Source organism: Corynebacterium lemuris, from assembly GCF_024919295.1.
Lineage (GTDB): Bacteria > Actinomycetota > Actinomycetes > Mycobacteriales > Mycobacteriaceae > Corynebacterium > Corynebacterium lemuris.
This window is the reverse complement of sequence record NZ_JANWTC010000001.1, coordinates 438,543-461,334: the sequence shown is the minus strand read 5'-3', so window position 1 is coordinate 461,334 and position 22,792 is coordinate 438,543. Positions and strand designations below refer to the sequence as shown.

General features: G+C 65.6%; 33 protein-coding genes. 10 read left to right on the top strand and 23 right to left on the bottom strand.

Annotated features, from left to right (window positions below):
* The first annotated feature begins 6 nt into the window (after positions 1–6).
* Positions 7–1,479, top strand: coding sequence for an MFS transporter (locus NYP18_RS02305; RefSeq protein WP_259426484.1), 1,473 nt, complete (start codon positions 7–9; stop codon positions 1,477–1,479).
* A gap of 12 nt (positions 1,480–1,491) precedes the next feature.
* Here the strand turns inward: NYP18_RS02305 and NYP18_RS02300 are convergent, their stop codons facing one another.
* The 5 genes from NYP18_RS02300 to NYP18_RS02280 form a co-directional block, all read right to left on the bottom strand.
* On the bottom strand, positions 1,492–1,824 hold the full coding sequence (locus NYP18_RS02300) for a hypothetical protein (RefSeq protein ID WP_259426483.1): 333 nt from the start codon (positions 1,822–1,824) through the stop codon (positions 1,492–1,494).
* 117 nt (positions 1,825–1,941) lie between these two features.
* A complete protein-coding gene (gene rplE, locus NYP18_RS02295; protein WP_126120160.1) occupies positions 1,942–2,496 on the bottom strand; it encodes a 50S ribosomal protein L5 in 555 nt (184 codons plus the stop codon).
* A 2-nt stretch (positions 2,497–2,498) separates the two neighbouring features.
* A complete protein-coding gene (gene rplX, locus NYP18_RS02290) occupies positions 2,499–2,813 on the bottom strand; it encodes a 50S ribosomal protein L24 (RefSeq protein WP_259426482.1) in 315 nt (104 codons plus the stop codon).
* The gene (rplN, locus tag NYP18_RS02285; protein ID WP_126120162.1) at positions 2,814–3,182 is read right to left on the bottom strand and encodes a 50S ribosomal protein L14; all 369 of its coding nucleotides are present in this window, start codon (positions 3,180–3,182) and stop codon (positions 2,814–2,816) included.
* A gap of 228 nt (positions 3,183–3,410) precedes the next feature.
* Positions 3,411–4,334 carry a hypothetical protein gene (locus tag NYP18_RS02280; protein WP_259426481.1) on the bottom strand — a complete coding sequence of 308 codons (924 nt, stop codon included), beginning with the start codon at positions 4,332–4,334 and terminating at the stop codon, positions 3,411–3,413.
* Positions 4,335–4,510: 176 nt separating this feature from the next.
* Between NYP18_RS02280 and NYP18_RS02275 the strand changes: the two genes are divergently transcribed.
* The 3 genes from NYP18_RS02275 (at position 4,511) to NYP18_RS02265 (ending at position 7,160) form a co-directional block, all read left to right on the top strand.
* Positions 4,511–5,266, top strand: coding sequence for an SDR family oxidoreductase (locus tag NYP18_RS02275; protein ID WP_259426480.1), 756 nt, complete (start codon positions 4,511–4,513; stop codon positions 5,264–5,266).
* 134 nt (positions 5,267–5,400) lie between these two features.
* Positions 5,401–6,051 carry an isochorismatase family protein gene (locus tag NYP18_RS02270; RefSeq protein ID WP_259426479.1) on the top strand — a complete coding sequence of 217 codons (651 nt, stop codon included), beginning with the start codon at positions 5,401–5,403 and terminating at the stop codon, positions 6,049–6,051.
* A 5-nt stretch (positions 6,052–6,056) separates the two neighbouring features.
* Positions 6,057–7,160, top strand: coding sequence for an isochorismate synthase (locus NYP18_RS02265; RefSeq protein ID WP_259426478.1), 1,104 nt, complete (start codon positions 6,057–6,059; stop codon positions 7,158–7,160).
* Positions 7,161–7,163: 3 nt separating this feature from the next.
* Here the strand turns inward: NYP18_RS02265 and NYP18_RS02260 are convergent, their stop codons facing one another.
* The 12 genes from NYP18_RS02260 to rpsJ all read right to left on the bottom strand — a co-directional run bounded on the left by NYP18_RS02260 (position 7,164) and on the right by rpsJ (position 13,404).
* Positions 7,164–8,153 (bottom strand): hypothetical protein, encoded by a 990-nt coding sequence (locus NYP18_RS02260; RefSeq protein ID WP_259426477.1) that lies wholly within the window; start codon positions 8,151–8,153, stop codon positions 7,164–7,166.
* A gap of 98 nt (positions 8,154–8,251) precedes the next feature.
* Positions 8,252–8,530, bottom strand: coding sequence for a 30S ribosomal protein S17 (rpsQ, locus tag NYP18_RS02255; RefSeq protein ID WP_259426476.1), 279 nt, complete (start codon positions 8,528–8,530; stop codon positions 8,252–8,254).
* Positions 8,531–8,532: 2 nt separating this feature from the next.
* Complete coding sequence (rpmC, locus tag NYP18_RS02250) at positions 8,533–8,763, bottom strand: 50S ribosomal protein L29 (protein WP_126120166.1); 231 nt, start codon at positions 8,761–8,763, stop codon at positions 8,533–8,535.
* Positions 8,763–9,179: a 50S ribosomal protein L16 gene (rplP, locus tag NYP18_RS02245; RefSeq protein ID WP_126120167.1), complete on the bottom strand. Its 417-nt coding sequence runs from the start codon at positions 9,177–9,179 to the stop codon at positions 8,763–8,765. The genes rpmC and rplP overlap by 1 nt, the downstream gene beginning before the upstream one ends.
* 2 nt (positions 9,180–9,181) lie before the next feature.
* Complete coding sequence (gene rpsC / locus NYP18_RS02240; RefSeq protein ID WP_259426475.1) at positions 9,182–9,931, bottom strand: 30S ribosomal protein S3; 750 nt, start codon at positions 9,929–9,931, stop codon at positions 9,182–9,184.
* Positions 9,932–10,294: a 50S ribosomal protein L22 gene (gene rplV / locus NYP18_RS02235; protein WP_126120169.1), complete on the bottom strand. Its 363-nt coding sequence runs from the start codon at positions 10,292–10,294 to the stop codon at positions 9,932–9,934.
* A gap of 2 nt (positions 10,295–10,296) precedes the next feature.
* Positions 10,297–10,575, bottom strand: coding sequence for a 30S ribosomal protein S19 (gene rpsS, locus NYP18_RS02230; protein WP_126120170.1), 279 nt, complete (start codon positions 10,573–10,575; stop codon positions 10,297–10,299).
* Positions 10,576–10,591: 16 nt separating this feature from the next.
* Complete coding sequence (rplB, locus tag NYP18_RS02225; RefSeq protein ID WP_126120171.1) at positions 10,592–11,428, bottom strand: 50S ribosomal protein L2; 837 nt, start codon at positions 11,426–11,428, stop codon at positions 10,592–10,594.
* A gap of 23 nt (positions 11,429–11,451) precedes the next feature.
* A complete protein-coding gene (rplW, locus tag NYP18_RS02220; RefSeq protein ID WP_126120172.1) occupies positions 11,452–11,757 on the bottom strand; it encodes a 50S ribosomal protein L23 in 306 nt (101 codons plus the stop codon).
* Positions 11,757–12,413 carry a 50S ribosomal protein L4 gene (gene rplD / locus NYP18_RS02215; RefSeq protein WP_259426474.1) on the bottom strand — a complete coding sequence of 219 codons (657 nt, stop codon included), beginning with the start codon at positions 12,411–12,413 and terminating at the stop codon, positions 11,757–11,759. Before rplD ends, rplW begins: the two co-directional genes overlap by 1 nt.
* Positions 12,410–13,066, bottom strand: coding sequence for a 50S ribosomal protein L3 (gene rplC / locus NYP18_RS02210; protein ID WP_259426473.1), 657 nt, complete (start codon positions 13,064–13,066; stop codon positions 12,410–12,412). Before rplC ends, rplD begins: the two co-directional genes overlap by 4 nt.
* A gap of 32 nt (positions 13,067–13,098) precedes the next feature.
* Positions 13,099–13,404, bottom strand: coding sequence for a 30S ribosomal protein S10 (gene rpsJ, locus NYP18_RS02205; protein ID WP_003848085.1), 306 nt, complete (start codon positions 13,402–13,404; stop codon positions 13,099–13,101).
* A 541-nt stretch (positions 13,405–13,945) separates the two neighbouring features.
* Here rpsJ and NYP18_RS02200 point away from each other — a divergent pair.
* The 6 genes from NYP18_RS02200 to NYP18_RS02175 are packed head-to-tail and all read left to right on the top strand — an operon-like array spanning position 13,946 to position 16,404.
* Positions 13,946–14,404, top strand: a complete 459-nt coding sequence (locus tag NYP18_RS02200) for an Asp23/Gls24 family envelope stress response protein (RefSeq protein WP_259426472.1) — start codon at positions 13,946–13,948, stop codon at positions 14,402–14,404.
* The gene (locus tag NYP18_RS02195; protein WP_259426471.1) at positions 14,367–14,714 is read left to right on the top strand and encodes a hypothetical protein; all 348 of its coding nucleotides are present in this window, start codon (positions 14,367–14,369) and stop codon (positions 14,712–14,714) included. The genes NYP18_RS02200 and NYP18_RS02195 overlap by 38 nt, the downstream gene beginning before the upstream one ends.
* Positions 14,707–14,892, top strand: coding sequence for a hypothetical protein (locus NYP18_RS02190; RefSeq protein WP_259426470.1), 186 nt, complete (start codon positions 14,707–14,709; stop codon positions 14,890–14,892). Before NYP18_RS02195 ends, NYP18_RS02190 begins: the two co-directional genes overlap by 8 nt.
* A complete protein-coding gene (locus NYP18_RS02185; RefSeq protein ID WP_259426469.1) occupies positions 14,893–15,318 on the top strand; it encodes an Asp23/Gls24 family envelope stress response protein in 426 nt (141 codons plus the stop codon).
* Positions 15,308–15,850 (top strand): DUF6286 domain-containing protein, encoded by a 543-nt coding sequence (locus NYP18_RS15520; RefSeq protein ID WP_259426468.1) that lies wholly within the window; start codon positions 15,308–15,310, stop codon positions 15,848–15,850. Before NYP18_RS02185 ends, NYP18_RS15520 begins: the two co-directional genes overlap by 11 nt.
* Positions 15,847–16,404, top strand: a complete 558-nt coding sequence (locus NYP18_RS02175) for an Asp23/Gls24 family envelope stress response protein (RefSeq protein WP_259426467.1) — start codon at positions 15,847–15,849, stop codon at positions 16,402–16,404. Before NYP18_RS15520 ends, NYP18_RS02175 begins: the two co-directional genes overlap by 4 nt.
* On the opposite strand, the gene NYP18_RS02170 is transcribed toward NYP18_RS02175, so the two are convergent.
* From NYP18_RS02170 to rpsL, 6 genes are all read right to left on the bottom strand, one after another.
* The gene (locus NYP18_RS02170) at positions 16,386–17,108 is read right to left on the bottom strand and encodes a hypothetical protein (RefSeq protein WP_259426466.1); all 723 of its coding nucleotides are present in this window, start codon (positions 17,106–17,108) and stop codon (positions 16,386–16,388) included. The genes NYP18_RS02175 and NYP18_RS02170 overlap by 19 nt on opposite strands.
* 5 nt (positions 17,109–17,113) lie before the next feature.
* Positions 17,114–17,524, bottom strand: coding sequence for an aspartate 1-decarboxylase (gene panD / locus NYP18_RS02165; protein ID WP_042620704.1), 411 nt, complete (start codon positions 17,522–17,524; stop codon positions 17,114–17,116).
* A gap of 87 nt (positions 17,525–17,611) precedes the next feature.
* The gene (tuf, locus tag NYP18_RS02160) at positions 17,612–18,802 is read right to left on the bottom strand and encodes an elongation factor Tu (RefSeq protein WP_259426465.1); all 1,191 of its coding nucleotides are present in this window, start codon (positions 18,800–18,802) and stop codon (positions 17,612–17,614) included.
* 364 nt (positions 18,803–19,166) lie between these two features.
* The gene (gene fusA, locus NYP18_RS02155; protein WP_259426464.1) at positions 19,167–21,290 is read right to left on the bottom strand and encodes an elongation factor G; all 2,124 of its coding nucleotides are present in this window, start codon (positions 21,288–21,290) and stop codon (positions 19,167–19,169) included.
* A gap of 317 nt (positions 21,291–21,607) precedes the next feature.
* Positions 21,608–22,075: a 30S ribosomal protein S7 gene (rpsG, locus tag NYP18_RS02150; protein WP_126120183.1), complete on the bottom strand. Its 468-nt coding sequence runs from the start codon at positions 22,073–22,075 to the stop codon at positions 21,608–21,610.
* Positions 22,076–22,078: 3 nt separating this feature from the next.
* On the bottom strand, positions 22,079–22,450 hold the full coding sequence (gene rpsL, locus NYP18_RS02145; protein ID WP_126120184.1) for a 30S ribosomal protein S12: 372 nt from the start codon (positions 22,448–22,450) through the stop codon (positions 22,079–22,081).
* Between the last annotated feature and the right edge of the window lie 342 nt (positions 22,451–22,792).

Genomic DNA, 22,792 nt, shown 5'->3' with positions numbered 1-22,792 from the left:
CCGGCAATGACCACCTCCACCACTGTTGACCGCGGAACTACCTTCAAGGGGGACGACAGAGCTCTGCTGGGTATTGTCCTGGCTGTCGTCACCTTCTGGCTTTTCGCGCAGACCACCCTCAATATCGGCCCGGTGATGGCCGAGGACATGGACATGCCGATGTCCACCATGAACATCGCCATCGCCCTGGCCGCGCTGTTCTCCGGCATCTTCATCGTCGTCGCCGGTGGCCTGGCAGACAAGACCGGGCGGGTCAAGATCGCGCTGATCGGCAACATCCTCAACATCGTCGGCTCGCTGATGATCGCCCTGGCCTTCGGTGGCCTCGCCACCCCCCTTGTTCTGCTCGGCCGCATTCTCCAGGGTCTTTCGGCCGCATGCATCATGCCCGCCACCATGGCCCTCGTGAAGACCTACTGGGAGGGTAAAGCCCGCCAGCGCGCCGTCTCGATGTGGTCGATCGGCTCGTGGGGCGGCTCCGGTCTCTGCTCCATCTTCGGAGGTTTCCTCGCCTCCACTGTGCTGGGATGGCGCTCCATCTTCGTTCTGGGCGCGATCGTGTCTGTGCTGTCGATTCTGCTCATGCGCCACATCCCGGAATCCGCGCCGGCTGCAGGCTCCACCAGCCGTACCGACTGGTCGGGCATCATCTCCTTCGCCGTCGCCATGATCGCCCTGCAGATCGTGGTCACCCAGGGTTCCGATATCGGCTGGACCAGCATGATCACCTGGGGGCTGCTCGCCCTGTTCGTGGTGGCCATCACATTCTTCGTCCGCCACGAACTGACCATCTCCGCCCCCTTCGTCAACTTCGGTTTGTTCAGGAACATGGTGTTCACCGGTGCGACGATCTCCAACTTCCTCCTCAACGCCACCGCCGGCACCCTGGCTGTCTCCCTGTGGGTCCTGCAGGGCGCGGGCGGAATGTCGGCGGCACGAGCCGGGTACCTCACCCTCGGTTATGCGATCTTCATCATCGCCTTCATCCGCGTCGGTGAGAAGCTGCTGCAGAAGTTCGGGGCGAAGAAGCCCATGATCTGGGGCACCCTCATCGTGCTGCTGTCCATCCTCCTGCTCATGGCCACGAACCTCATGCAGGGCACCTACGAGATCCTCGCAGTCATCGCGTACTCGCTGTTCGGGCTCGGTCTGGCGTTTTATGCGACGCCGTCGACCGATGCCGCGCTCTCGGCCCTGCCGGAGGACCAGGCGGGCTCGGGGTCGGGCATCTACAAGATGGCCTCATCGTTGGGTGCCGCTTTCGGCGTGGCCATCTCCGCCGCTCTCTTCACCGCCCTGCAGGAAGGTGGCATGGAGATCGTCGGTGAGGCAATCACCTTCGCCGGCCGGCAGGAAAATATCGCCATCCGTGAAGCCGGTATGGTCGGTCTCGCCGCAAACCTCATCATGGGCCTGATCGCCCTGGCCTCCATCATCCTGTTCATCCCCGACAACGCAGGTCAGGAGGAGAAGGTCTGAGGCACCCTCCGTTCAGGCCGGCGGGGACGGGCACTCGAGCACATCGATCGAGTTGCCCGGCAGGAGGCCGAGATGCGGGTGCGTGGCGAACATCTGCAGGGCCTGCTCCTGAGACGGGGCCTCGACAATCGCGTACGCGACCTTGGTGTCCTCGAAGCGGTCTGCACCGGTCGAGGTGAGGCGTATCTTCTGATGCAGCGGCGCGCCCGGATCAACCAGTGAGTCCCCGACGGAGTCCGCCCAGGCCGCCCATCTGTGGAGGAACTCGGCGTTCGCCTCCGGGGTGAGGCTGCCACGTTCTTCTTCGGTGGCCGAGCCGTTGAATATCGCGAGAAATTTTCCCATGCCCGCAGCTTAGGGCTCCTGGGCGAACTGAGGAATCCGGGAGAGAACATGAATCACGAACGCCCCCTGGTACCGGGGTACCAGGGGGCGTCGCTGATTCAACTGCGAAGCAGGTGACTACTTCTTGAACGGGAAGCCGAGCTCGCGGAGCAGAGCACGACCCTCGTCGTTGTCAGTTGCGGTGGTGACGACGGTGATGTCCATACCACGCGGGCGGTCGATCTTGTCGACGTCGATCTCGTAGAACATGGTCTGCTCGGTGAGGCCGAAGGTGTAGTTGCCGTGGCCGTCGAACTGCTGGTCGGAGAGACCGCGGAAGTCACGGATACGCGGCAGGGCCACGGTCAGCAGACGGTCCAGGAACTCCCACATGCGGTCGCCGCGCAGGGTGACCTTCGCGCCGATCGGCATGCCCTCGCGGAGCTTGAAGTTCGCGATGGACTGCTTGGCGCGACGCAGCTGCGGCTTCTGGCCGGTGATCAGGGTGAGGTCCTCGAGGGCACCGTTGATCAGCTTGGAGTCGCGGGCGGCGTCGCCGACGCCCATGTTGACGATGACCTTCTCGACGCCGGGGATCTGCATGACGTTGTCGAAGGAGAATTCCTCACCGAGCTTGGTGCGGATCTCCTCGCGGTAGCGGGTCTTGAGACGGGGGGTGTAGTTCTCGCTCATGCCTAGATGTCCTTCCCGTTACGACGCGAGATACGGACCTTCTTGCCGTTCTCGTCGAAGCGGTAGCCGACGCGGGTCGGGTCGCCGTCCGAGTCGATGACCATCACGTTGGAGACGTGGATCGGTGCCTCCTGGGTGACGATGCCGCCGGACTGTGCGCCACGCTCCTGAGAGGAGTCGGCGACGTGCTTCTTGATGCGGTTGACGCCCTCGACGAGGACCTTGTCGGCCTTCGGGAACGCCTGGATGACCTTGCCCTTGGCGCCCTTATCGGGGCCAGAGATGACGAGGACCATATCGCCCTTGTGAATCTTCAACTAGATCACCTCCGGAGCCAGCGACACGATCTTCATGAACTTCTTGTCGCGCAGTTCGCGTGCGACAGGGCCGAAGATGCGGGTACCGCGGGGCTCGTTGTCAGGCTTGATGATAACGGCAGCGTTCTCATCGAAACGGATGTAGGAGCCGTCGGTACGACGGGTCTCCTTCTTGGCGCGGACAATGACGGCCTTGACGATTTCGCCGGCCTTCACGTTGCCGCCCGGGGCGGCCTCCTTGACAGTGGCGACGATGGTGTCGCCAATGCCAGCAAAGCGTCGACCGGAACCGCCGAGCACGCGGATGCACAGGATCTCCCGTGCACCGGTGTTGTCGGCGACCTTGAGACGCGATTCCTGCTGGATCACGATGGGTCTCCTTGACCTGGATTGATGTGCGCCAGATTTCCGGCCTGGACGCACCTGGTCTATGTCTTGCTTGCTTCCCGAACCTGTCAACGAACCTGCCTGCGGAACAGCTGGCGGTCGAGGGGTCTCGCTGAGGGGCCCGGAAAATAAGCACACCTCAACGACCAGTACGGTCAACCTGGACAGTGAACCATATCTGCAGGCCGGAATCCAAATCCCGGCTGCGGCCTAAAGCTGCTTCTCGACGATCCCCCGCAGCTGTTTCTCCGCCGTATTCCGCGGAGGTTCCGGGGAGGTTCCCCCGATGACGGCGTGCAGGGCTGAACCGGTCTGCGCGCGCACGGTCAGGGCAGTGCCGGCGGGGGCGGTCTCGGTGAGGGTGGTGAACAGGACGGGGTCGAAGAGCCCATGGTCGACGGTGAGCTCCAACCCCTCCCCCGCGCGGACCAGGATGCGGGACAGCCGCATGGGCTCCGCAGCTGACTGGAGCTCCGCGGCCAGGTCCAGGTGCCTGCGGAAGTGGTCCTGCGTGAGGGGGTGCTGCGCTGTGGCCTGGAGGACCAGGGTGGCCGGCCATCCTGACGTCCGCACCTCAAGATAAGGCGCAGTCGACAGGCCCGCCTCCTCGCGCGAGGAGACCAGCGAATCCCCCACCCGCTCCGCCCCGGCCACCAGGTGTCCGTGGGCGTGTTCTTCGATGGCGACGTCCAGATGGCCGGGGGAGACAGCGGAAACTCGCTCCACACCCGGTGCGATCAGGTCGATGAGCACCCCGGCCAGTTCATCGGAGGGGGCGTGGCGCATCTCCAGGCGGGTCTGGCCGACATAGAGGTTGACGTGGAAGTTGAAGTTCCGGAATCCCCCCTCCCGGGTGGCCTCGGTGTTCTCCTGCAGCAGGGCGACCATCGCCCGCACGTTCTCCCGGGTGGCATCCTCCCAGGTGGAGACCGCGGTGGGATAGTCACCCAATAGTCCGCTGGCCTGCGCCCGGTAGTCGATGCGCTGTTCCAGTCCGTGCGCACGCGCCTGGGCCCGTAAGATCTCCACGACGGGGGTGGCCTCGGGGAGCCCGCAGGAGATGAGGGATCCCACACCCAGGACCATTGCGGCCAGTCCGCTGCCGAGTCGTTTCCACCTGCCCAGGGATGCCATGGGCCCAGTAAAGCATGTGGGCCCCTCACCTGGGGGTTGTCTGCAGGAATGGGGTGAGATCGAGACATCCTCGGAACCGGTGGGTTGTCTGCGGGCGTGATCCGCCCGGACAGCCCCCACCCCTCACCTAAGGGCAGGCTCACCTTATGCGGGGGCCTGCGCTAGGCTCAGTCTCCATGACAGACAGCCTCCTACACCCCACCCCGACCACCCCGCTCAACGTCCTCGTCACGGGTGCCGGGGGCGGAATCGGGTCCGCCGCGGTGGACCTGCTCCGGCAGGCAGGTCACACCGCCCATGCGTGGGACATCCCGGAACACGACGTCACCGACCCGGCAGGGGTGGCGGCGGCGCTGTCCAGCCTCGAGGAGCGGCATGGCCCCCTCGACGCCCTCATCCACTGCGCGGGTACGCTTCTCGCCGATTCCGCACTGCACCCGGACCCGGCCACCCTCGAGCAGTCCGTGCGCATCAATCTCACGGGCACGGTGACCACCTGCTCCGCAGTGGCCCGCCGCATGGTCGAGCGCGGGGAGGGTGCAATCGTCGCAATCTCCTCGAACGCAGCCGCCGTGCCGCGGGCCGGAATGGCCAGCTACGGGCTGTCCAAGGCTGCCGCCACCTCCTGGCTGCGGACCCTGGCCCTGGAATGCGCCCCGCATGGCGTGCGCTGCAACATCGTCTCCCCCGGCTCCACCGACACCCCCATGCTGCGCGGCATGTGGCCGGCCGACTCACCGCAGCCCGCCGAGGCCCATCTCGGAGACGTGATCGCCGGAGCGCCGGAGCATTTCCGGCTGGGCATCCCCCTCGGCCGGGTGGCTGATCCGGCGGACATCGCCGCAGCCTGCCTGTTCCTCATCTCGCCGGCGGCGAAGCACATCACGATGCATGATCTACGGGTCGACGGCGGTGCCACACTCGACAGTTGAACCGCCCCGCCCGATGCGGGGGAGGCGGTGAAAATTCACCCTCTTGTCATTTAGGACAGCCTTGGCTAACTTCCAGGGGGCTGGATGCGTTGCGTCCACCCCGGATCCACCCCACGAAGGAGCACACCACCGCCATGGCCATTCCCCGGATAGCGCCCTACCCCCTGCCCGCTGCCCCGATCTCCCCGGCAGCCAGATGGAGTCTGGATCCGCAGCGCTGTGCCCTGCTCGTCCATGACATGCAGAGTTATTTCATCGAGGCCTACGACACCTCCGCCTCCCCCATGGACACCGTCCTCCCCAACATCAGACGGCTGATCGACGCCGCAGACGACACCGGTGTCCCGGTCTTCTACTCCGCCCAGCCGCCCCGCCAGCAGCAGTCCCGCCGCGGACTGCTCAGCGAGTTCTGGGGCGAGGGCATCCGGACCGAGGAGGAGGCCGCGATCGTCGGGGACCTCGCACCCCGGGAGCACCACCACGTGGTGACCAAGTGGCGTTACTCCGCCTTCGCACGCACGGACCTGCGCCACGCCCTGGCCTTCGCCGGCAGGGACCAGCTCATCATCACCGGTGTCTACGGCCACATGGGGTGCCAGGTCAGCGCCGTCGACGCATTCATGAATGACGTGGCCCCGTTCCTGGTCACCGACGGTATCGCCGATTTCACCGCCGCAGACCACCACAACACCATCGACTGGGTGGCCCGCCGCTGCGGGGTCGCCCTCCCGACCACCCGGGTTCTCGAACAGCTGACCTCGGCCCCGACCAGCCCGGAGGCCTGAGAACCATGCACTCTTTCATACTGCGCACTCCCAGGCGGGAGTTGAGCGCCCGCGGTATCCGTTCCCGATGGTCGGACGCCTCCGCGGCGAACCAGGCTCTGCGCCGCGGGCAGGGCCCGGTGGTCGGGGCCCTACCCTTCCACGCTGACGACCCCGCCGTCCTGTTCACCCCCGAGACCCTCGGCACTGATGCGCCGGACCTGCCCCGGGCCCCGCTTCCGGGGTTCCTCGCGGCCGAGAAGCTGCCCACCGAACATGATCATGCGGAACGGGTGCGGGAGGCCATCCGCCGCATCCGGGAGGGGGACTTCGACAAGATCGTCCTCTCCCGGCAGGTGCGCTACCTCTTCGACGATGCAGTGGACCCGGAGGTGCTGTTGCGCCGCTTCCTGGAGAATTCCCCGGGTGGCAACGGCCACCTGGTCGACCTCTCCCCCGCCGGCCCCACCCACCGTGGTGCCACACTTGTCGGATCCACCCCGGAACTGCTCATCTCCCGGCGGGGGCGCAGCATCATCTCGCACCCGCTCGCAGGCACCGTGCCCCGTGCAGCCGATCCGGAGGAGGACCGGGCACGGGCGGCAGAACTGCTCGGTTCCGCCAAGGACGCCGAGGAACATGCCTACGTCACCGGGGAGATCAACCGGATCCTCGCACCCCTGTGCACGGACCTCCACATCCCGGTCGGTCCCTCGTTGACCAGGAGCACCCACACCTGGCACCTGGGGACCCGCATCACCGGCACCCTCGCCGACCAGGACATCACCGCTCTGGAACTTGCGTCCGCGCTGCACCCCACCCCCGCCATCGGCGGCCACCCGACCCCGACCACCCAGGCGGTCCTGCGGGAAGTGGAGCCCGACCGCGGTTTCTACGCCGGCGCAGTGGGTTGGACGGAGGAATCAGGCGACGGTGACTGGTGGGTGACCATCCGCAGCGCCGTCGTGCAGGGACGGACCGTCAGTGCACACGCCGGCGGCGGGATCGTCGCCGCCTCAGACCCCGATGCGGAGGTGCGGGAGACGGACGCGAAGCTGGGCCCTGTGCAGCAGGCACTGGGCCTGCCGACGGTCGCCACCGCCCCAATACCGGAACCCTCCCGTCGCTGATGCTCAGCACGTGGCCTCCTGCGTGACCACCGCCCGGAGCCGGGCCTCAAAATCACTGGCGGCCGGTTCCTGGTCGGCCATCCACCCCGCCCACAACTCCGCCCGCCCGGAGACCAGGTTCGCGTCCGTGACCCACAGCTCGGGCAACGGCTCCAGGATGGGGCCGTCACCCGCCTCCTCCCGCGCGCGGTGGTGGATCTCCCGCCAGGCGGGCAGCTGCCGGGCCCGCTCCGCCGCCCGGCCGGCCGCAGCCACGAGAGCGCCGGTGTCCACCCCGGTCCCCACCGCGGAGAGACTCACCACCCGGCTGTCCACGGACGTGACCTGCACGGGGGAGACCAGCTCCATGAGGTCCAGGACCAGCTCCACCATGTCCGCCAGCAACTGCGCCGACAGCACCGACTCCGGGGTCGAGTCCAGGAAGAACTGCACGGCATTATGCCCGCCCTCCCCCGGCACGGTCAGATTGAGCTCCCGCCGGGCCTGGCTCTCATCGAGGGGCGCAGTGGCCAGCAGTTCCCCGAGCCGGTCCGCAGCAGTGACAACCGGTTCCAGACGGGCCTGCAGCTCAGTGGAACTGCCGTCGGTGGGATCGGTCTCAACATCCATTCGACCCGTCGCATGGACACCCATGTTATGAAAACCTGGCCCCGCAATCAAGGGAATCGCAGTCACCAGTTCCCGCGGGACACCGCCGTGCAGCTGCACCTGCGTACCCTGCACCAGGGCGCTGACCGTCCCCGGGGAGAAGACCAGCCCTTCTCCCGCGGCGCGGCGACACTGGGAATCCAGCAGGCTGACCACGTTCAGGATGGCCTCCACCCCGCATTCCCCCAGGTTGGTCTCACCGACCCGGGAGATCTGTCCGGGGTCTCCGACGGCGGGCAGATCATAGAAACCAGGGAAGGCGGGGAGCGGCCGGTAAGCCACCGGCAGGCCCTGTTCCGCCGCCTCCCGGGCGAAGTGGGCGGCGAGGACATCAGGAGAAACCATAATCAACCTGGATAGCAGAAAAGACCCCGGCCCCGCGCACAACCGGGAAGGTTGTGGCGGGGCCGGGGGGGGACGGTCAGGCGTCGATAAGCGAGTGCTTACTTGGCCTTCTCGACGACCTCAACGAGGCGGAAGTGCTTGTCCTTGGACAGCGGACGGCACTCCTCGATGCGGACGCGGTCGCCGATGCCGGCGACGCTTTCCTCGTCGTGCGCCTTCACCCTGGAGCTGGTGCGCAGGATCTTGCCGTAGAGGGCGTGCTGCTTACGGTCCTCGAGCTCGACGACGATCGTCTTCTGCATCTTGTCAGACACGACGATGCCCTCGCGGACCTTGCGGGCGCCCTTCTGTTTCTCGTTCACGTTTGCCTCACTCATGATTAAGCCTCAGCTCCCGGAACGACAGACAGGCCCAGCTCACGCTCGCGGATGACGGTGTAGATGCGGGCGATGTCGCGCTTGACCGTGCGAAGGCGGCGGTTGTTGGTCAGCTGACCGGTGGCCAGCTGGAAGCGCAGGTTGAACAGCTCTTCCTTGGCCTCGGTCAGGCGGTTCTCGAGCTCAGTGGCGTCGAGCTCGCGAAACTCGAAGGCGGGGGTACCGGTTGCCATTAGAACTGGTCCTCCTTCTTGATGATGCGGACCTTGCAGGGCAGCTTCTGGCCGGCGCGGCGCAGAGCCTCGAGGGCGGTTGCCTCATCCGGGTAGGACATCTCGAAGAGAATGCGGCCCGGCTTGACGTTGGCGATCCACTTCTCGACGGGGCCCTTACCGGAACCCATACGCACACCGAGTGCCTTCTGGGTCAGCGGACGATCCGGGAAGATGTTGATCCACACCTTGCCACCACGCTTGACGTGGCGGTTGATGGCAATACGTGCGGACTCGATCTGACGGTTGGTGACGTAGGCCGGCTCAAGAGCCTGGATGCCGTAGTCACCGAAGCTGATCTTGTTGCCACCCTTGGAGATGCCCGAACGGGTCGGACGGTGCTGGCGGCGGTACTTGACGCGCTTAGGGATAAGCATTCTTAGCCCTCCTGCTTCTGCTCGGCGCGCTGACGACGCTGGCCACCGCGGCGCGGACGACGGTCGCGGTCACCGCCGCGACCCCGGCGCTCGGCCGGTGCGTTGATCTCGGACTCGCGACGGCCACCGACGACGTCACCCTTGTAGATCCACACCTTGACGCCGATGCGTCCGAAGGTGGTGTGGGCCTCTGCGGTGCCGTAGTCGATCTCGGCGCGGAGGGTGTGCAGCGGCACGCGGCCCTCGTGGTAACGCTCGACGCGGCCCATCTCGGCACCGCCGAGACGACCTGCGGTGACGACCTTGATGCCCTTGACCTGCGGCTGACGCATGGCCGACTGGATGGCCTTGCGCATTGCGCGGCGGAAGGCAACGCGGTTGACCAGCTGCTCAGCGATGGACTGTGCAACCAGGGTGGCGTTGGCGTCGATGTTCTTGACCTCGAGGATGTTGAGGGCGACCATCTTGCCGGTGAGCTTCTCCAGCTCACGGCGGATGCGGTCGGCCTCAGCACCGCGACGACCGATCACGATGCCCGGGCGGGCGGTGTGAATGTCGACGCGGACGCGGTCACGGGTGCGCTCGATGACAACATCAGCGATACCGGCGCGCTCCATGCCCTTGGACAGGAAATCGCGGATCTTGATGTCCTCGGCGACGTAGTCTGCATAGCTCTGCTCGGCGAACCAGTGGGACTTCCACTCGGAAGTGATGCCCAACCGGAGGCCGTGAGGATGAATCTTCTGGCCCACTTACTTGGCCCCTTCCTTCTGGCTCTCGACCACAACGGTGATGTGGGTCGAACGCTTACGGATCTGGAAAGCACGGCCCTGAGCACGCGGCTGGAAACGCTTCATGGTCGGACCCTCGTTGGCGTAGGCCTCGGAGATGACCAGGGTGCGCGGATCCAGACCGAAGTTGTTCTCGGCGTTGGCTGCTGCGGAAGCGACGACCTTGGCGATGGCCTTGGCCGCATCCTGCGGAGCGTACTTCAGGATTGCGAGTGCCTCGGAGACGGACTTGCCGCGGACCAGGTCCAGAAGACGGCTCGCCTTCAGCGAGGAGGTGCGGACGTACTTGGCCGTCGCGCGCGCGGAGGTGATGGTGTCACTCATCGCTATCGACGTCCCTTCTTGTCGTCCTTGATGTGACCCTTGAAGGTCTTGGTGGGTGCGAATTCGCCCAGCTTATGTCCGACCATGGAGTCGTCGATGAACACCGGCACATGCTTGCGACCGTCGTGGACGGCGAAGGTGTGGCCGATGAAATCGGGGAGAATGGTGGAACGGCGGGACCAGGTCTTGATGACCTGCTTGGTGCCGGCCTCGTTCTGAGCATCCACCTTGTTGAGGAGGTGCTCATCGACGAACGGGCCCTTCTTCAGGCTGCGTGGCATATCGTTTTACCTCCTCTTAGCGCTTCTTGTTGGACCGGCGGCGACGCACGATCATGTTGTTCGAGTAACGGTTCGGGTTGCGGGTGCGGCCTTCCTTCTGGCCCCACGGCGACACCGGGTGGCGACCACCCGAGGTCTTGCCCTCGCCGCCACCGTGCGGGTGGTCGACCGGGTTCATCACGACACCACGGACGGACGGGCGCAGGCCCTTCCAGCGCATACGGCCGGCCTTGCCCCAGCGGATGTTGATCTGCTCGGCGTTACCGACCTCGCCGACGGTTGCCCGGCAGCGGATGTCGACGCGGCGGATCTCGGAGGACGGCATACGCAGGACAGCGTAGGAGCCCTCCTTACCCAGCAGCTGGATGGACGAACCAGCGGAACGTGCGAGCTTGGCGCCGGCGCCCGGCTTCAGCTCGACGTTGTGGATGGTCGTACCGGTCGGGATGTTGCGCAGCGGCAGGTTGTTGCCCACCTTGATGTCGGCGTTGGCGCCGGACTCCACGACGGTGCCCTGCTTCAGGCCCTTCGGAGCGAGGATGTAACGCTTCTCGCCGTCGAAGTAGTGGAGCAGTGCGATGTTCGCGGTGCGGTTCGGGTCGTACTCGATGTGAGCGACCTTGGCCAGCACGCCGTCCTTGTCGTTGCGACGGAAGTCGACGAGGCGGTAACGGCGCTTGTGTCCGCCACCCTTGTGCCGGGTGGTGATGTGGCCGTGGGTGTTACGGCCGCCGGTCTTGTGGATCGGACGCAGCAGCGACTTCTCCGGGGTCGAGCGAGTGATCTCGTCGAACATGGAGACGGAGCTGGCGCGGCGACCCGGAGTTGTCGGCTTGTACTTACGAATAGCCATAATGTGTCCTTTTCTCTCGACCCTTAGGAGGCGGAGCCGCCGAAGATGTCGATGGAGTCGCTGCCCTCACGGAGCGTGACGTAGGCGCGCTTGGTGTTCTTACGCTGGCCGTAACCGGTGCGGGTGCGCTTGCGCTTGCCGTCGCGGTTCACGGTGTTCACGGAGTCCACCTTGACGCCGAAGATCTTCTCCACGGCAATCTTGATCTGGGTCTTGTTGGAGGCCGGGTCGACGAGGAACGTGTAGACGTTCTGCTCCATCAGACCGTAGGACTTCTCCGAGACAACCGGGGCGATGATGATGTCACGCGGGTTAGCGATCTTTGCCATTAGTTGTTCTCCTCCTGGTCCGCAACGTTGTTGCGGTTGATGAAGGCGTGCAGAGCCTCAACGGAGAACACGATGTCGTCCGAGTTGAGGACGTCGTAGGTGTTCAGCTGCGTGGCCTCCAGGATGTGGACACCGGGCAGGTTGTTGGCACTGCGGCGGGCGTTGAGGTCCTCGCGGCCGACGATGAGCAGAACCGACTTGCGGTCGGTCAGGCGCTCGAGGAAGGTGCGTGCCGACTTGGTCGACGGGTCCTGGCCCGGGACGAGCTCGGTGATCACGTGGATACGCGAGTTACGTGCGCGGTCGGTCAGGGCGCCTGCGAGTGCGGCGGCCTTCATCTTCTTGGGGGTGCGCTGGCTGTAGTCGCGCGGCTTCGGGCCGTGGGCGATGCCACCACCGGAGAAGTGCGGAGCGCGGATCGAGCCCTGACGGGCGCGGCCGGTTCCCTTCTGGCGGTACGGCTTGCGGCCACCACCAGCGACCTCGGAACGGGTCTTGGTGGAGTGCGTGCCCTGACGGGCGGCGGCGAGCTGGGCGTTGACGACCTGGTGCAGCAGGGCGACAGACACCTCGCGGTCGAAGATCTCGGCCGGCAGCTCAACCTGTCCGTCGGTCTTACCGTCAGCGGTGTGGACGTCGAGCTTCAGATTGGTCATGCGTGAGCACCGCCCTTCACTGCGGTCTTAACGGTCACGATGCCACCACGGTTACCCGGGATTGCGCCCTTGATGAGCAGCAGGTTGGCATCGGCGTCAATCTTCTGAACCTTGAGGTTCTGGGTGGTGACGCGGTCATTACCCATGCGGCCGGCCATCTTCTTACCCTTGAAGATGCGCCCCGGCGTAGCGGCGGCACCGATGCCACCGACGCGGCGGTGCGCGGCCTGGTTACCGTGGGAGGCGCCCTGGCCGGCGAAGCCGTGACGCTTCATGCCGCCGGCAAAGCCCTTGCCCTTGGTGGTGCCGGTGACGTCGACGAACTGGATGCCGTCGAAGATCTCGACGGTGATGTCCTGTCCGACCTCGTAGCCGGTGACGTCGTCCATGCGGATCTCAGTCACGTGGCGACGCGGGGTCACACCGGCCTTCTTGAAGTGACCTGCGGCAGGCTTGTTGGCCTTGCGCGGGTCGATCTCGCCGAAGGCGATCTGGATGGCGTTGTAGCCATCGGTTTCCTTGGTACGAATCTGGGTCACCACGCACGGCCCAGCTTCAACGACGGTGACCGGGATGACACGGTTCTCGTCGTCGAAGATCTGGGTCATGCCGAGCTTGGTGCCCAGAATGCCCTTGATCTCGTTCTCACTCATTATTTATTCTCCGCTGCCAAGTATTTCGTCGATCACTGAATGTTCACGTCGACGCTGGCCGGAAGGTCGATGCGCATGAGGGCATCAACCGTCTTCGGCGTCGGGTCGAGGATGTCGATCAGGCGCTTATGGGTGCGCATCTCGAAGTGCTCGCGAGAATCCTTGTACTTGTGGGGAGAACGAATAACGGCGTACACGTTCTTTTCGGTGGGCAACGGCACCGGGCCAACGACGCGGGCACCCGTACGGGTGACAGTCTCGACGATCTTCTTAGCGGATGCGTCGATCGCCTCGTGGTCGTAGGCCTTAAGCCGAATGCGGATCTTCTGTCCGGCCACGCTTATCCTCTTCCTCGCTTGTCCCACATCCGTGATGGAGCGGTGGGAATTCGCTTCTCGATTTCTCTATAACGTTGTCCGGGCTATGGGGCCTGGGCACAACGCCAGTTACTGACTGCCATGACTGGCCGGGAGGTGTCCGGGACGTCGGTCAAACAACATCCGGTAGTGCTCCTGACGGGGTACAAGACCCGTGAGTCAAGTCGGAAGGGATCAGTTATCTCGCGATAAGCGTGGACCCTTGCGTACTGCCGCTGTTTATTTGCCATGCCCCTTCTCCGGTCCCCACGCTCGGGTATATCCAACCTGTTACGGTGACCTTGACCCGATTGCGGAGCCTTCCCAGCCGGTCCCGCAGGACTGCCTGACGAAGGTGTCATGTTCGCCTCACCAGCGACGATGCCACCCGGGCTGTACCCGGGCGCACGTCGTGTCAAAGCAACCTACGTATTAAACCACGTCAGGGACCGGAAACACAATCCATCACCTCAACTACTATGGGCATCACACAGGCACACCCGCCGTCGGAGGAGTCACAGTCATGTCGGAGAAGTCGGAGCACAACCCCGGCCCGGCCGGGCCCGCCGCACCTCGCGGAATCACCCGCATCGAGGATGTCGTCGTGGGCAAGATCGCCGCGCTGGCCGCCCGGGAGGTCTCCGGCGTGCACTCCCTCGGCGGGGGTACCGGCCGGATGGTCGGCGCGTTGCGCGAATCCTTCGCTGGCCCGGCCACCGGCCATCACAGTGTCCAGCACGGGGTGCATGTCGAGGTCGGCGGGCGCCAGGTGGTGGTCGACGTGTCGATCGTGGCGGAGTACGGGGTGGCCATCCACGAGCTCGCGGAGGCCATCCGCCGCAACATCATCAGCGCCATCGAGAAGATGACCGGCATGGAGGTCACGGAGGTCAACATCACCGTCCACGACGTCCATCTCGACACCGGCCACGAGGAGGACCCGGATGCCCCGCACACCGAGCACGCACCGCGCCTCCATTAACCGCTCCCCCACCACGGACCCGATGGAGAGTGACGTCGCCGACCGGGTGGCCGCGGACATCCGGGCCATCCCCGGCGTCGCTGGTCTGCACGCCGGTCGATTCGGGGAGGTGGCCCTGCTCTATCCCCGTCACCGGGTCAACGGCCTGCGGGTGAGCCCCACCGCCCTCGAGGTCCATCTCATCGTTGATCTGGCCGCACCCCGGCCCCTGGCGGAGATCGCGGCGGAGGTGCGCGCGGTGGTGGCGGGTTTCCTAGACACCGAGGTGGACGTGTTCTTCGCCGACGCCACCGGAGGACCCCGTGAGTAGCCACACGCGCACCGGCACCCTCATCGGCCTGGCCCTGGCCTTCGCGCTCATCCTCGGGGGCTGGGCCGGGCTGCTCTACGCCGTGGCGCTGGGCGGGGCAGGCGCGGTCATCGGCGCGCACCTGGACCGGCGCATCAACCTGCGCACCTTCCTCCGCAGTCTGGGAGGCCGGGGATAGATGCCGCTCAGGATCACCGAGCGGGCGGTCTCCCGCATCGTCGCCGCCGCGGCCGCTTCCGTGCCGGGTGTCATGGAACTGGGCCGCAGTCTGGAGCGGCCGACGGGTCGGACGTGGCCACGTTATGACGTCATCGTTGACGACGCCGCCGGCACCTGCAGCATCGAGGCGTTCATCGCGGTGGTGTGGCCCTCCCCCGTCACCGCCGTCGCTGAGGCGGTGCGCACCACCATCGCCGACTGGGTCCGGGACAGCACCGGGCTGACCGTCACCCGGGTCAACGTGGTCGTCGGCCCCGTCGTCCGCGGCCGGGCTGTCACCGCGGAGCTCATCGACGCCCACCCCACCCACCCGCGGCTGCGCCCCGTCACCGTGCGTCCCACACCCCTGCGGCCCATCACCGTGGGGAGGTCCCGTGTCCGCTGAGCACCTCCCGCCCCGCGCCGACCCGTGGGCGCGTCCCGCCGCGGTGGTCACCGGTCTGCTGCTGCTGACTGTCGCGGTGATCTGCGTGCGGGAGGTGTGGTTGCGTAACTCCCGTTCCATCCACTGGGAGAGTTGGGTCGAGCCCTTCATTGAGACGGTCGGAAACGCCACCTACCAGCTGTGGATGCTCCCGGCCGGAGCCGGGGCGGTGCTGCTCGGACTGTTCCTGGTGTGGGTGGCCTTCCGGCCGCGTGCCCGCACCCACCTGCCCGTCGGCCGCGGGGCGGCGGTCTGGATGCGCCGGGTCGACATCGCCCGCATGCTCTCCGCCACCGCCCGCGGTGTGCCCGGGGTGGCCTCCGCGGCCAGCCACGTCAACGGGCGCACCGCCACGGTGAGTGTCACCGGCCGGGCACCCGACGCGAACCTCTCCCCCGCTGTCGCCGCGGTGCTCGATCCACTGCTGGGCCGGCTGGGTCTGGACCTGGCCCTGCGGGTCCGGGAGAACACCCCCGGGGAGGTCCGGCAGTGAACGCCCGGATTGCTCTCCTCGACCGGATCATCGTCCTTCTGGTGGGACTGTCCGTCCTGGCCGGCGGGGCCTGGGCGGTCGGTCTCTTCCTCGACGTCCCCCTCGCACAGGGCCTCGCCGACCGGATCGACTCCCCGGCGTGGCTCATCGCCCCCTCAGCCGGCTGGTTCGATCCAGTGCTCATCGTCGTCGGGCTGCTCAGCGCCGTTCTCGGCGGCGGACTCATCGCCCTCAACCTGCGCCGCTACCGGATCGGCCGGGTCGTCTCCCCGGCCTCCGATGCTCTCGGCTCAATCGAGATCGACCTGGCTACGCTGGCCACGGCCGTGGCCCGGCAGCTGGAGGAGCACCCGCGCGTTGAGTCGGTGCAGGCGACCGTCGCGCATTCCTGGGACCGGCCGACCCTGACGCTGACTCTCCGGGCCCACGCCGACACCGATGTCCCCGCCCTGTGGGCGGTCCTCAACCAGACCGAGCGCGATGTCCGCGCCGCGGTGCCGGGCATCGACGTGGACACCGTCTACCGGCTCCACCTCTACCCGGTGGAGTCCTGAGGGGAATTCTCGAGCAGGACGATGTCCTGCACCACCCCGTACTCGCGGGCGGGACCACCCCCGGGCCCCTGCACCACCAGCCCGGCACCCGGCCGGCAGGTGCGCAACGATTCCCAGCTGGATGTCTCATGCTCCAGTCTGCGGCGCCCGGCGGTGAAATGATCCAGACCGTGGGAGAGCACCATAGCCGCCCCGTCGGCGAGGGTGATCAGGTAGACCGCGTCCCCCATACCGCGGCGGTTCAGACCGGTGAGATCCGGGACTGTGGGTTCCGGCATGTCATCGAGCAGGGTGATGCTGCTGAGCACACCCAGCCGGTGATCAATGCCCTCTGCGGAGGTGACCACCAGCGGGGAGCCGACGAAGGCCGGACGGATCGTGGCGTAGTGCCACACCCCGGGCTGGGCGGAGACCTCCGGACGGCGGACTACGACCCGCCAGGGGTCGACCATCACGCGGTGGCCGGGAGCCTCGGTGAGCAGGAGGAAGCGGGCGGTGACACGGGCGTCGACAAGCGGGAGCATGCCGGGGTGGGCGCGTTCCATCGCGGACAGCTCGCGGAGCAGGTCCTCGTCGCTCGCGCCCCAGCCGATTCCCCGGTTGGCCAGCACCCCGAAGAGAGTGGGGAGCGGCAGGTCCGGCTGTCCCTCCCACACGCGGCGGACGGCGTCGAGGACACCCGGGATGCGCATGGGGTCCTGCACGCCGCTCAGATGTTCCGGGCGGAGACGGTGTCGGAACCGGGGACGGCCTCGGCGATGTCGTTGCCGAGGGCGACGATGCGGTTGTTCTCGTCGACGTGGACGATGCGTGGCTCATACTCGAGAGCCTCGTCGAGGGTGGCCTGCAGGTAGGAGATGAGGATGACGATGTCACCCGGGTGGATCAGGTGCGCGGCGGCACCGTTGATGCAGATCTCGCCGGTGCCGGGGCGGCCCGTGATCACGTAGGTCTCCAGCCGCGCCCCGTTGGTGACGTCGACGATGGCCACCTTCTCCCCCTCGATGAGGCCGGCCGCTGCGAGCAGGTCGGCGTCGACCGTGACGGAACCGACGTAGTTGAGGTCGGCCTGGGTGACCGTTGCGCGGTGGATCTTGCTGCCGAGGATGGTTCTGAGCATGACAGAGAAGATACCCGCCGGGGCAGAAATACCAAAAGGGCCCGGAGGAAATCCTCCGGGCCCTCTCAGGTCAGATACGTGAAGTTGTTACTTCAGGATCTTGGTGACACGGCCAGCGCCGACGGTGCGGGAGCCCTCGCGGATAGCGAAGCGCAGGCCCTCGTCCATGGCGACCGGCTGGATCAGGGAGACAGTCATGTCGACGTTGTCGCCCGGCATGACCATCTCGGTGCCCTCCGGCAGCTTCACGACACCGGTGACGTCGGTGGTGCGGAAGTAGAACTGCGGACGGTAGTTGTCGAAGAACGGGGTGTGGCGGCCGCCCTCATCCTTGGACAGGATGTAGACGGAACCCTCGAACTCGGTGTGCGGGGTGTAGGCACCCGGCTTGATGATGACCTGGCCGCGCTCGACGTCCTCGCGCTTGATGCCGCGGAGCAGCAGACCACAGTTGTCGCCGGCCTCGGTGTAGTCGAGGAGCTTACGGAACATCTCGATACCGGTGACGGTGGAGGTGGTGGACTTCTCCTTGATGCCGATGATCTCGACATCCTCGTTCACCTTCAGGGAGCCACGCTCGACACGGCCGGTGACGACGGTGCCACGACCGGTGATGGTGAAGATGTCCTCGACCGGCATCAGGAACGGCTTGTCGGTCTCGCGGACCGGGTCCGGGATGGAGTCGTCGCAGGCCTGCATGAGCTCCAGGACGGAGTCGACCCACTTCTGCTCGCCGTTCAGGGCGCCCAGAGCGGAGATGTGGATGATCGGAGCATCTTCGTCGTAGTCCTGCTCAGCCAGCAGCTCGCGGACCTCCATCTCGACGAGCTCGATGATCTCCTCATCGTCAACCATGTCGCACTTGTTCAGTGCAACGAGGATGTACGGGACGCCGACCTGGCGAGCCAGCAGCACGTGCTCGCGGGTCTGCGGCATCGGGCCATCGGTGGCTGCGACAACGAGGATCGCACCGTCCATCTGGGCGGCGCCGGTGATCATGTTCTTGATGTAGTCGGCGTGACCCGGGGCGTCGACGTGAGCGTAGTGGCGCTTCTCGGTCTGGTACTCCACGTGGGAGATGTTGATCGTGATGCCACGCTCCTTCTCCTCCGGCGCCTTGTCGATGGCGTCGTAGGCGAAGGACTCGTTCAGGTCCGGGAAAGCGTCGGCCAGAACCTTGGTGATGGCGGCGGTGGTGGTGGTCTTGCCATGGTCAACGTGACCGATGGTGCCGATGTTGACGTGAGGCTTCGTACGCTCGAATTTCGCCTTTGCCACTGTATGTCCTCCTGGACTTCATGGTGGCTACGAACTTCGCAGCCACGTGGTTGACAGTCGTCATTGACCCCCGGTCCTGTGACAGACGGGGCCCGATGACGTTTTCACAATGTGCCAGTTACACGATCCTAGATTTCAACCGCTGTTTTTTCAAACCACGGCCCGGCTCGCCCGACCGTGCGGGCACGGCGTGGAATCCGGGATCTCACGGTGGGTAACGGCCGGCTCAGCCACCACCTGAGGAAGGTGGTTGCTCAGCCCGGCCGCTACCTCACCGCGTTGCCGGTTCCGTCCCCTGCTCCCCGACGCCGGCACAGGCGTCAGGGAGCGGACAGGAGACAGCTCCGGCGGTGGAGACTACCGGCTAGTTACCGGTGCGCTCGGAGATGATCTCCTCGGAGACGCTGGAGGGGACCTCAGCGTAGGAGTCGAAGACCATGGAGTAGTTTGCACGACCCTGGGTCTTGGAACGCAGGTCACCGACGTAGCCGAACATCTCGGACAGCGGCACCTTGGCCTTGACCAGCTTGGCGCCGGCGCGGTCCTCCATGGCGTTGACCTGGCCACGGCGGGAGTTGACGTCACCGATGACGTCACCCATGTACTCCTCCGGAGTGGTGATCTCCACAGCCATCACGGGCTCGAGCAGAACCGGCTTGGCCTTGGCGACAGCTTCCTTCAGAGCCTGGGAACCGGCGATCTTGAACGCCATTTCCGAGGAGTCGACGTCGTGGTAGGCGCCGTCGATCAGGGTGGCCTTGATGTTGACCAGCGGGTAACCGGCCAGGTAGCCGTACTGCATGGCGTCCTGGATACCAGCGTCGACAGAGGGGATGTACTCCCTCGGGATGCGCCCACCGGTGACGGCGTTCTCGAAGTGGTAGGTCGGGGACTGACCCTCCTCGAGCTCCTCCGGAGTCGGGGCGTAAGGCTCAATACCGATGATGACCTTAGCGAACTGGCCGGAGCCACCCGTCTGCTTCTTATGGGTGAACTCGAGCTTCTCGACCGGCTTGCGGATGGTCTCGCGGTAGGCGACCTGCGGGGCACCGACGTTGGCCTCGACCTTGTACTCGCGCTTCATGCGGTCGACGAGGACATCGAGGTGGAGCTCACCCATGCCGCCGATGACGGTCTGGCCGGACTCCTCGTCCAGGTGGACGGTGAAGGTCGGGTCCTCCTCCGCCAGCTTCTGGATCGCGGTGCCCAGCTTCTCCTGGTCAGACTTGGTCTTCGGCTCGATGGCCACCTGGATGACCGGATCCGGGAAGTCCATGGACTCCAGGATGATCGGGTTGTCGGTGGAGCAGAGGGTGTCACCGGTGGTGGTGTCCTTCAGGCCGATCACGGCGAAGATGTTGCCCGCGCGAGCCTCCTCCACCGGGTTCTCCTTGTTGGCGTGCATCTGGAAGAGCTTTCCGATGCGCTCCTTCTTGCCCTTGGTGGAGTTCTGCACCTGGTCGCCCGGGACCACGCGGCCCGAGTAGACACGGATGTAGGTCAGCTTGCCGAAGAAGGGGTGTGCGGCGATCTTGAAGGCCAGTGCGGAGAACGGCTCGTCGGCGGACGGCTTGCGGGTCAGAGTGGTGGACTCATCGCCCACAGCGTGGCCCTCGACCTCGCCGATGTCCAGCGGGTTCGGCAGGAAGTCGATGACGGCGTCGAGCAGGGGCTGAACGCCCTTGTTCTTGTAGGCGGTGCCGCAGTAGACCGGGTAGATCTCGGAGTTGACGGTCAGCTTGCGGATCGCGGCCTTGATCTCATCGATCGAGAGCTCCTCGCCACCGAAGTACTTCTCCATGAGCTCGTCGTCGGACTCGGCGACGGTCTCGAGCAGCTTCTCGCGGTACTCCTCGGCCTTCTCCAGAAGATCGGCCGGGATCTCCTCGACGGTGGCCTCGGTACCGATCTCGGTCTTGCCAGGCCACATGAGGGCCTTCATCTCGAGGAGATCGACGACGCCGTTGAAGTCGTCCTCAGCGCCGATCGGGAGCTGCATGACCAGCGGCTTGGCGCCGAGGCGGTCGACGATGGTGCCGACGGTGTAGTAGAAGTCAGCGCCCAGCTTGTCCATCTTGTTGATGAAGCAGATACGCGGAACGTCGTACTTGGCGGCCTGACGCCAGACCTGCTCGGACTGCGGCTCCACGCCTTCCTTGCCGTCGAAGACGGCGACGGCGCCATCGAGGACGCGCAGGGAACGCTCGACCTCGACGGTGAAGTCGACGTGACCCGGGGTATCGATGATGTTGATCTGGTTGTTGTCCCAGAAACAGGTGACGGCAGCGGAGGTGATCGTGATACCGCGCTCCTTCTCCTGCTCCATCCAGTCGGTGGTGGCGCCACCGTCGTGGGTCTCGCCGACCTTACGGTTGATGCCGGTGTAGAAGAGGATGCGCTCGGTGGTGGTGGTCTTACCGGCATCGATGTGGGCCATGATGCCGATGTTGCGGACCTTGTTCAGGTCCTTAAGCACTTCTTGTGCCACAGTCTTACCCCAACTTGTAGATCTTCGACGCCCTCGGCGGGTATGCCTCAGACGCCGTCAGTGAATAGTTCTCGTTCAATTCTGCCATTGATTGGTCGTACTGGCATCAGTCGGAAGAACTCCGCCGACATCAGACCCTACGACACCCCATGGCCGGGTGGCTCGCGTCAGCCCGGGACACCTGCCCCGGGAGACACCAATGGCCCCATCGACGAGTCGCCTCAGCGCCGCCCCGGCCGACCCGCCGGAGCGGTGGGACGGTGAGGGACGGACGCGCGTGCGGCTGCCGACTGGGCCATGTGTGGTTTTCTGTCCTGCTACCAGCGGTAGTGGGCGAAGGCGCGGTTGGCCTCGGCCATCTTGTGGACGTCCTCGCGGCGCTTCACGGAGGCACCGAGACCGTTGGACGCGTCCAGGATCTCGTTGGCGAGACGGTCAACCATGGTGTTCTCGCGACGCTGGCGGGTGAAGGTGACCAGCCAACGCAGAGCCAGGGTGTTGGAGCGGCCCGGGCGGACCTCAACCGGAACCTGGTAGGTGGCGCCACCAACGCGGCGGGAGCGGACCTCAAGGTCCGGGCGGATGTTGCCCAGGGCCTTCTCGAGGGTGCCGACCGGATCGGTGCCGGTCTTCTCGCGGCAGGACTCGAGGGCACCGTAGACGATGCGCTCAGCAGTGGACTTCTTGCCGTCGACAAGCACCTTGTTGACCAGCTGGGTCACGAGCTCGGAGCTGTAGACCGGGTCCTTGACGACGGGACGCTCGGGTGCACGGTTCTTACGCATTGTTTACTGTCCCTTCTTGGCGCCGTAGCGGGAGCGGGCCTGCTTGCGGTCCTTGACACCCTGGGTGTCGAGGGTGCCGCGGACGATCTTGTAACGGACACCCGGGAGGTCCTTCACGCGACCACCGCGGACGAGCACCATGGAGTGCTCCTGCAGGTTGTGGCCCTCACCCGGGATGTAGGCGGAGACCTCGACGCCGGTGGTCAGGCGCACACGGGCGACCTTACGCAGAGCGGAGTTCGGCTTCTTCGGGGTGGTGGTGTACACACGGGTGCACACGCCACGACGCTGCGGGGAACCCTTCAGGGCTGCGGCGTTGATCTTCGCGGCCTTGTCGTGGCGACCCTTGCGGATCAGCTGCTGAATAGTGGGCATAACCGTCTTTCTGTGTTGATCGGCTTATCCGGCCGGATGAGCCGACCGAGAAAACTTGCTGAGAGTTTCTTCCTCGCCTGCGACGTAGCCACACGACTTTTAAACGTGCGAAAACCCGTCGGCCGCTCTCGCTGGCTTACGGGAAAACTGCAGGCTCCCACCATCGAGACGTGGGACTAGAAGCTGACACTACAGCAGCAGACCCCCGCAATCCAAATCCCCTTTCGACGCGCTTACCTTGCAGCGCCTGGATAACCTCCACGCGCCCCGCCGTTGGGACATGCAGAGGATGTTCACCAGCCTGCTCTTCGACAGCCATCGCAGGCGGGTACCACTCATCGT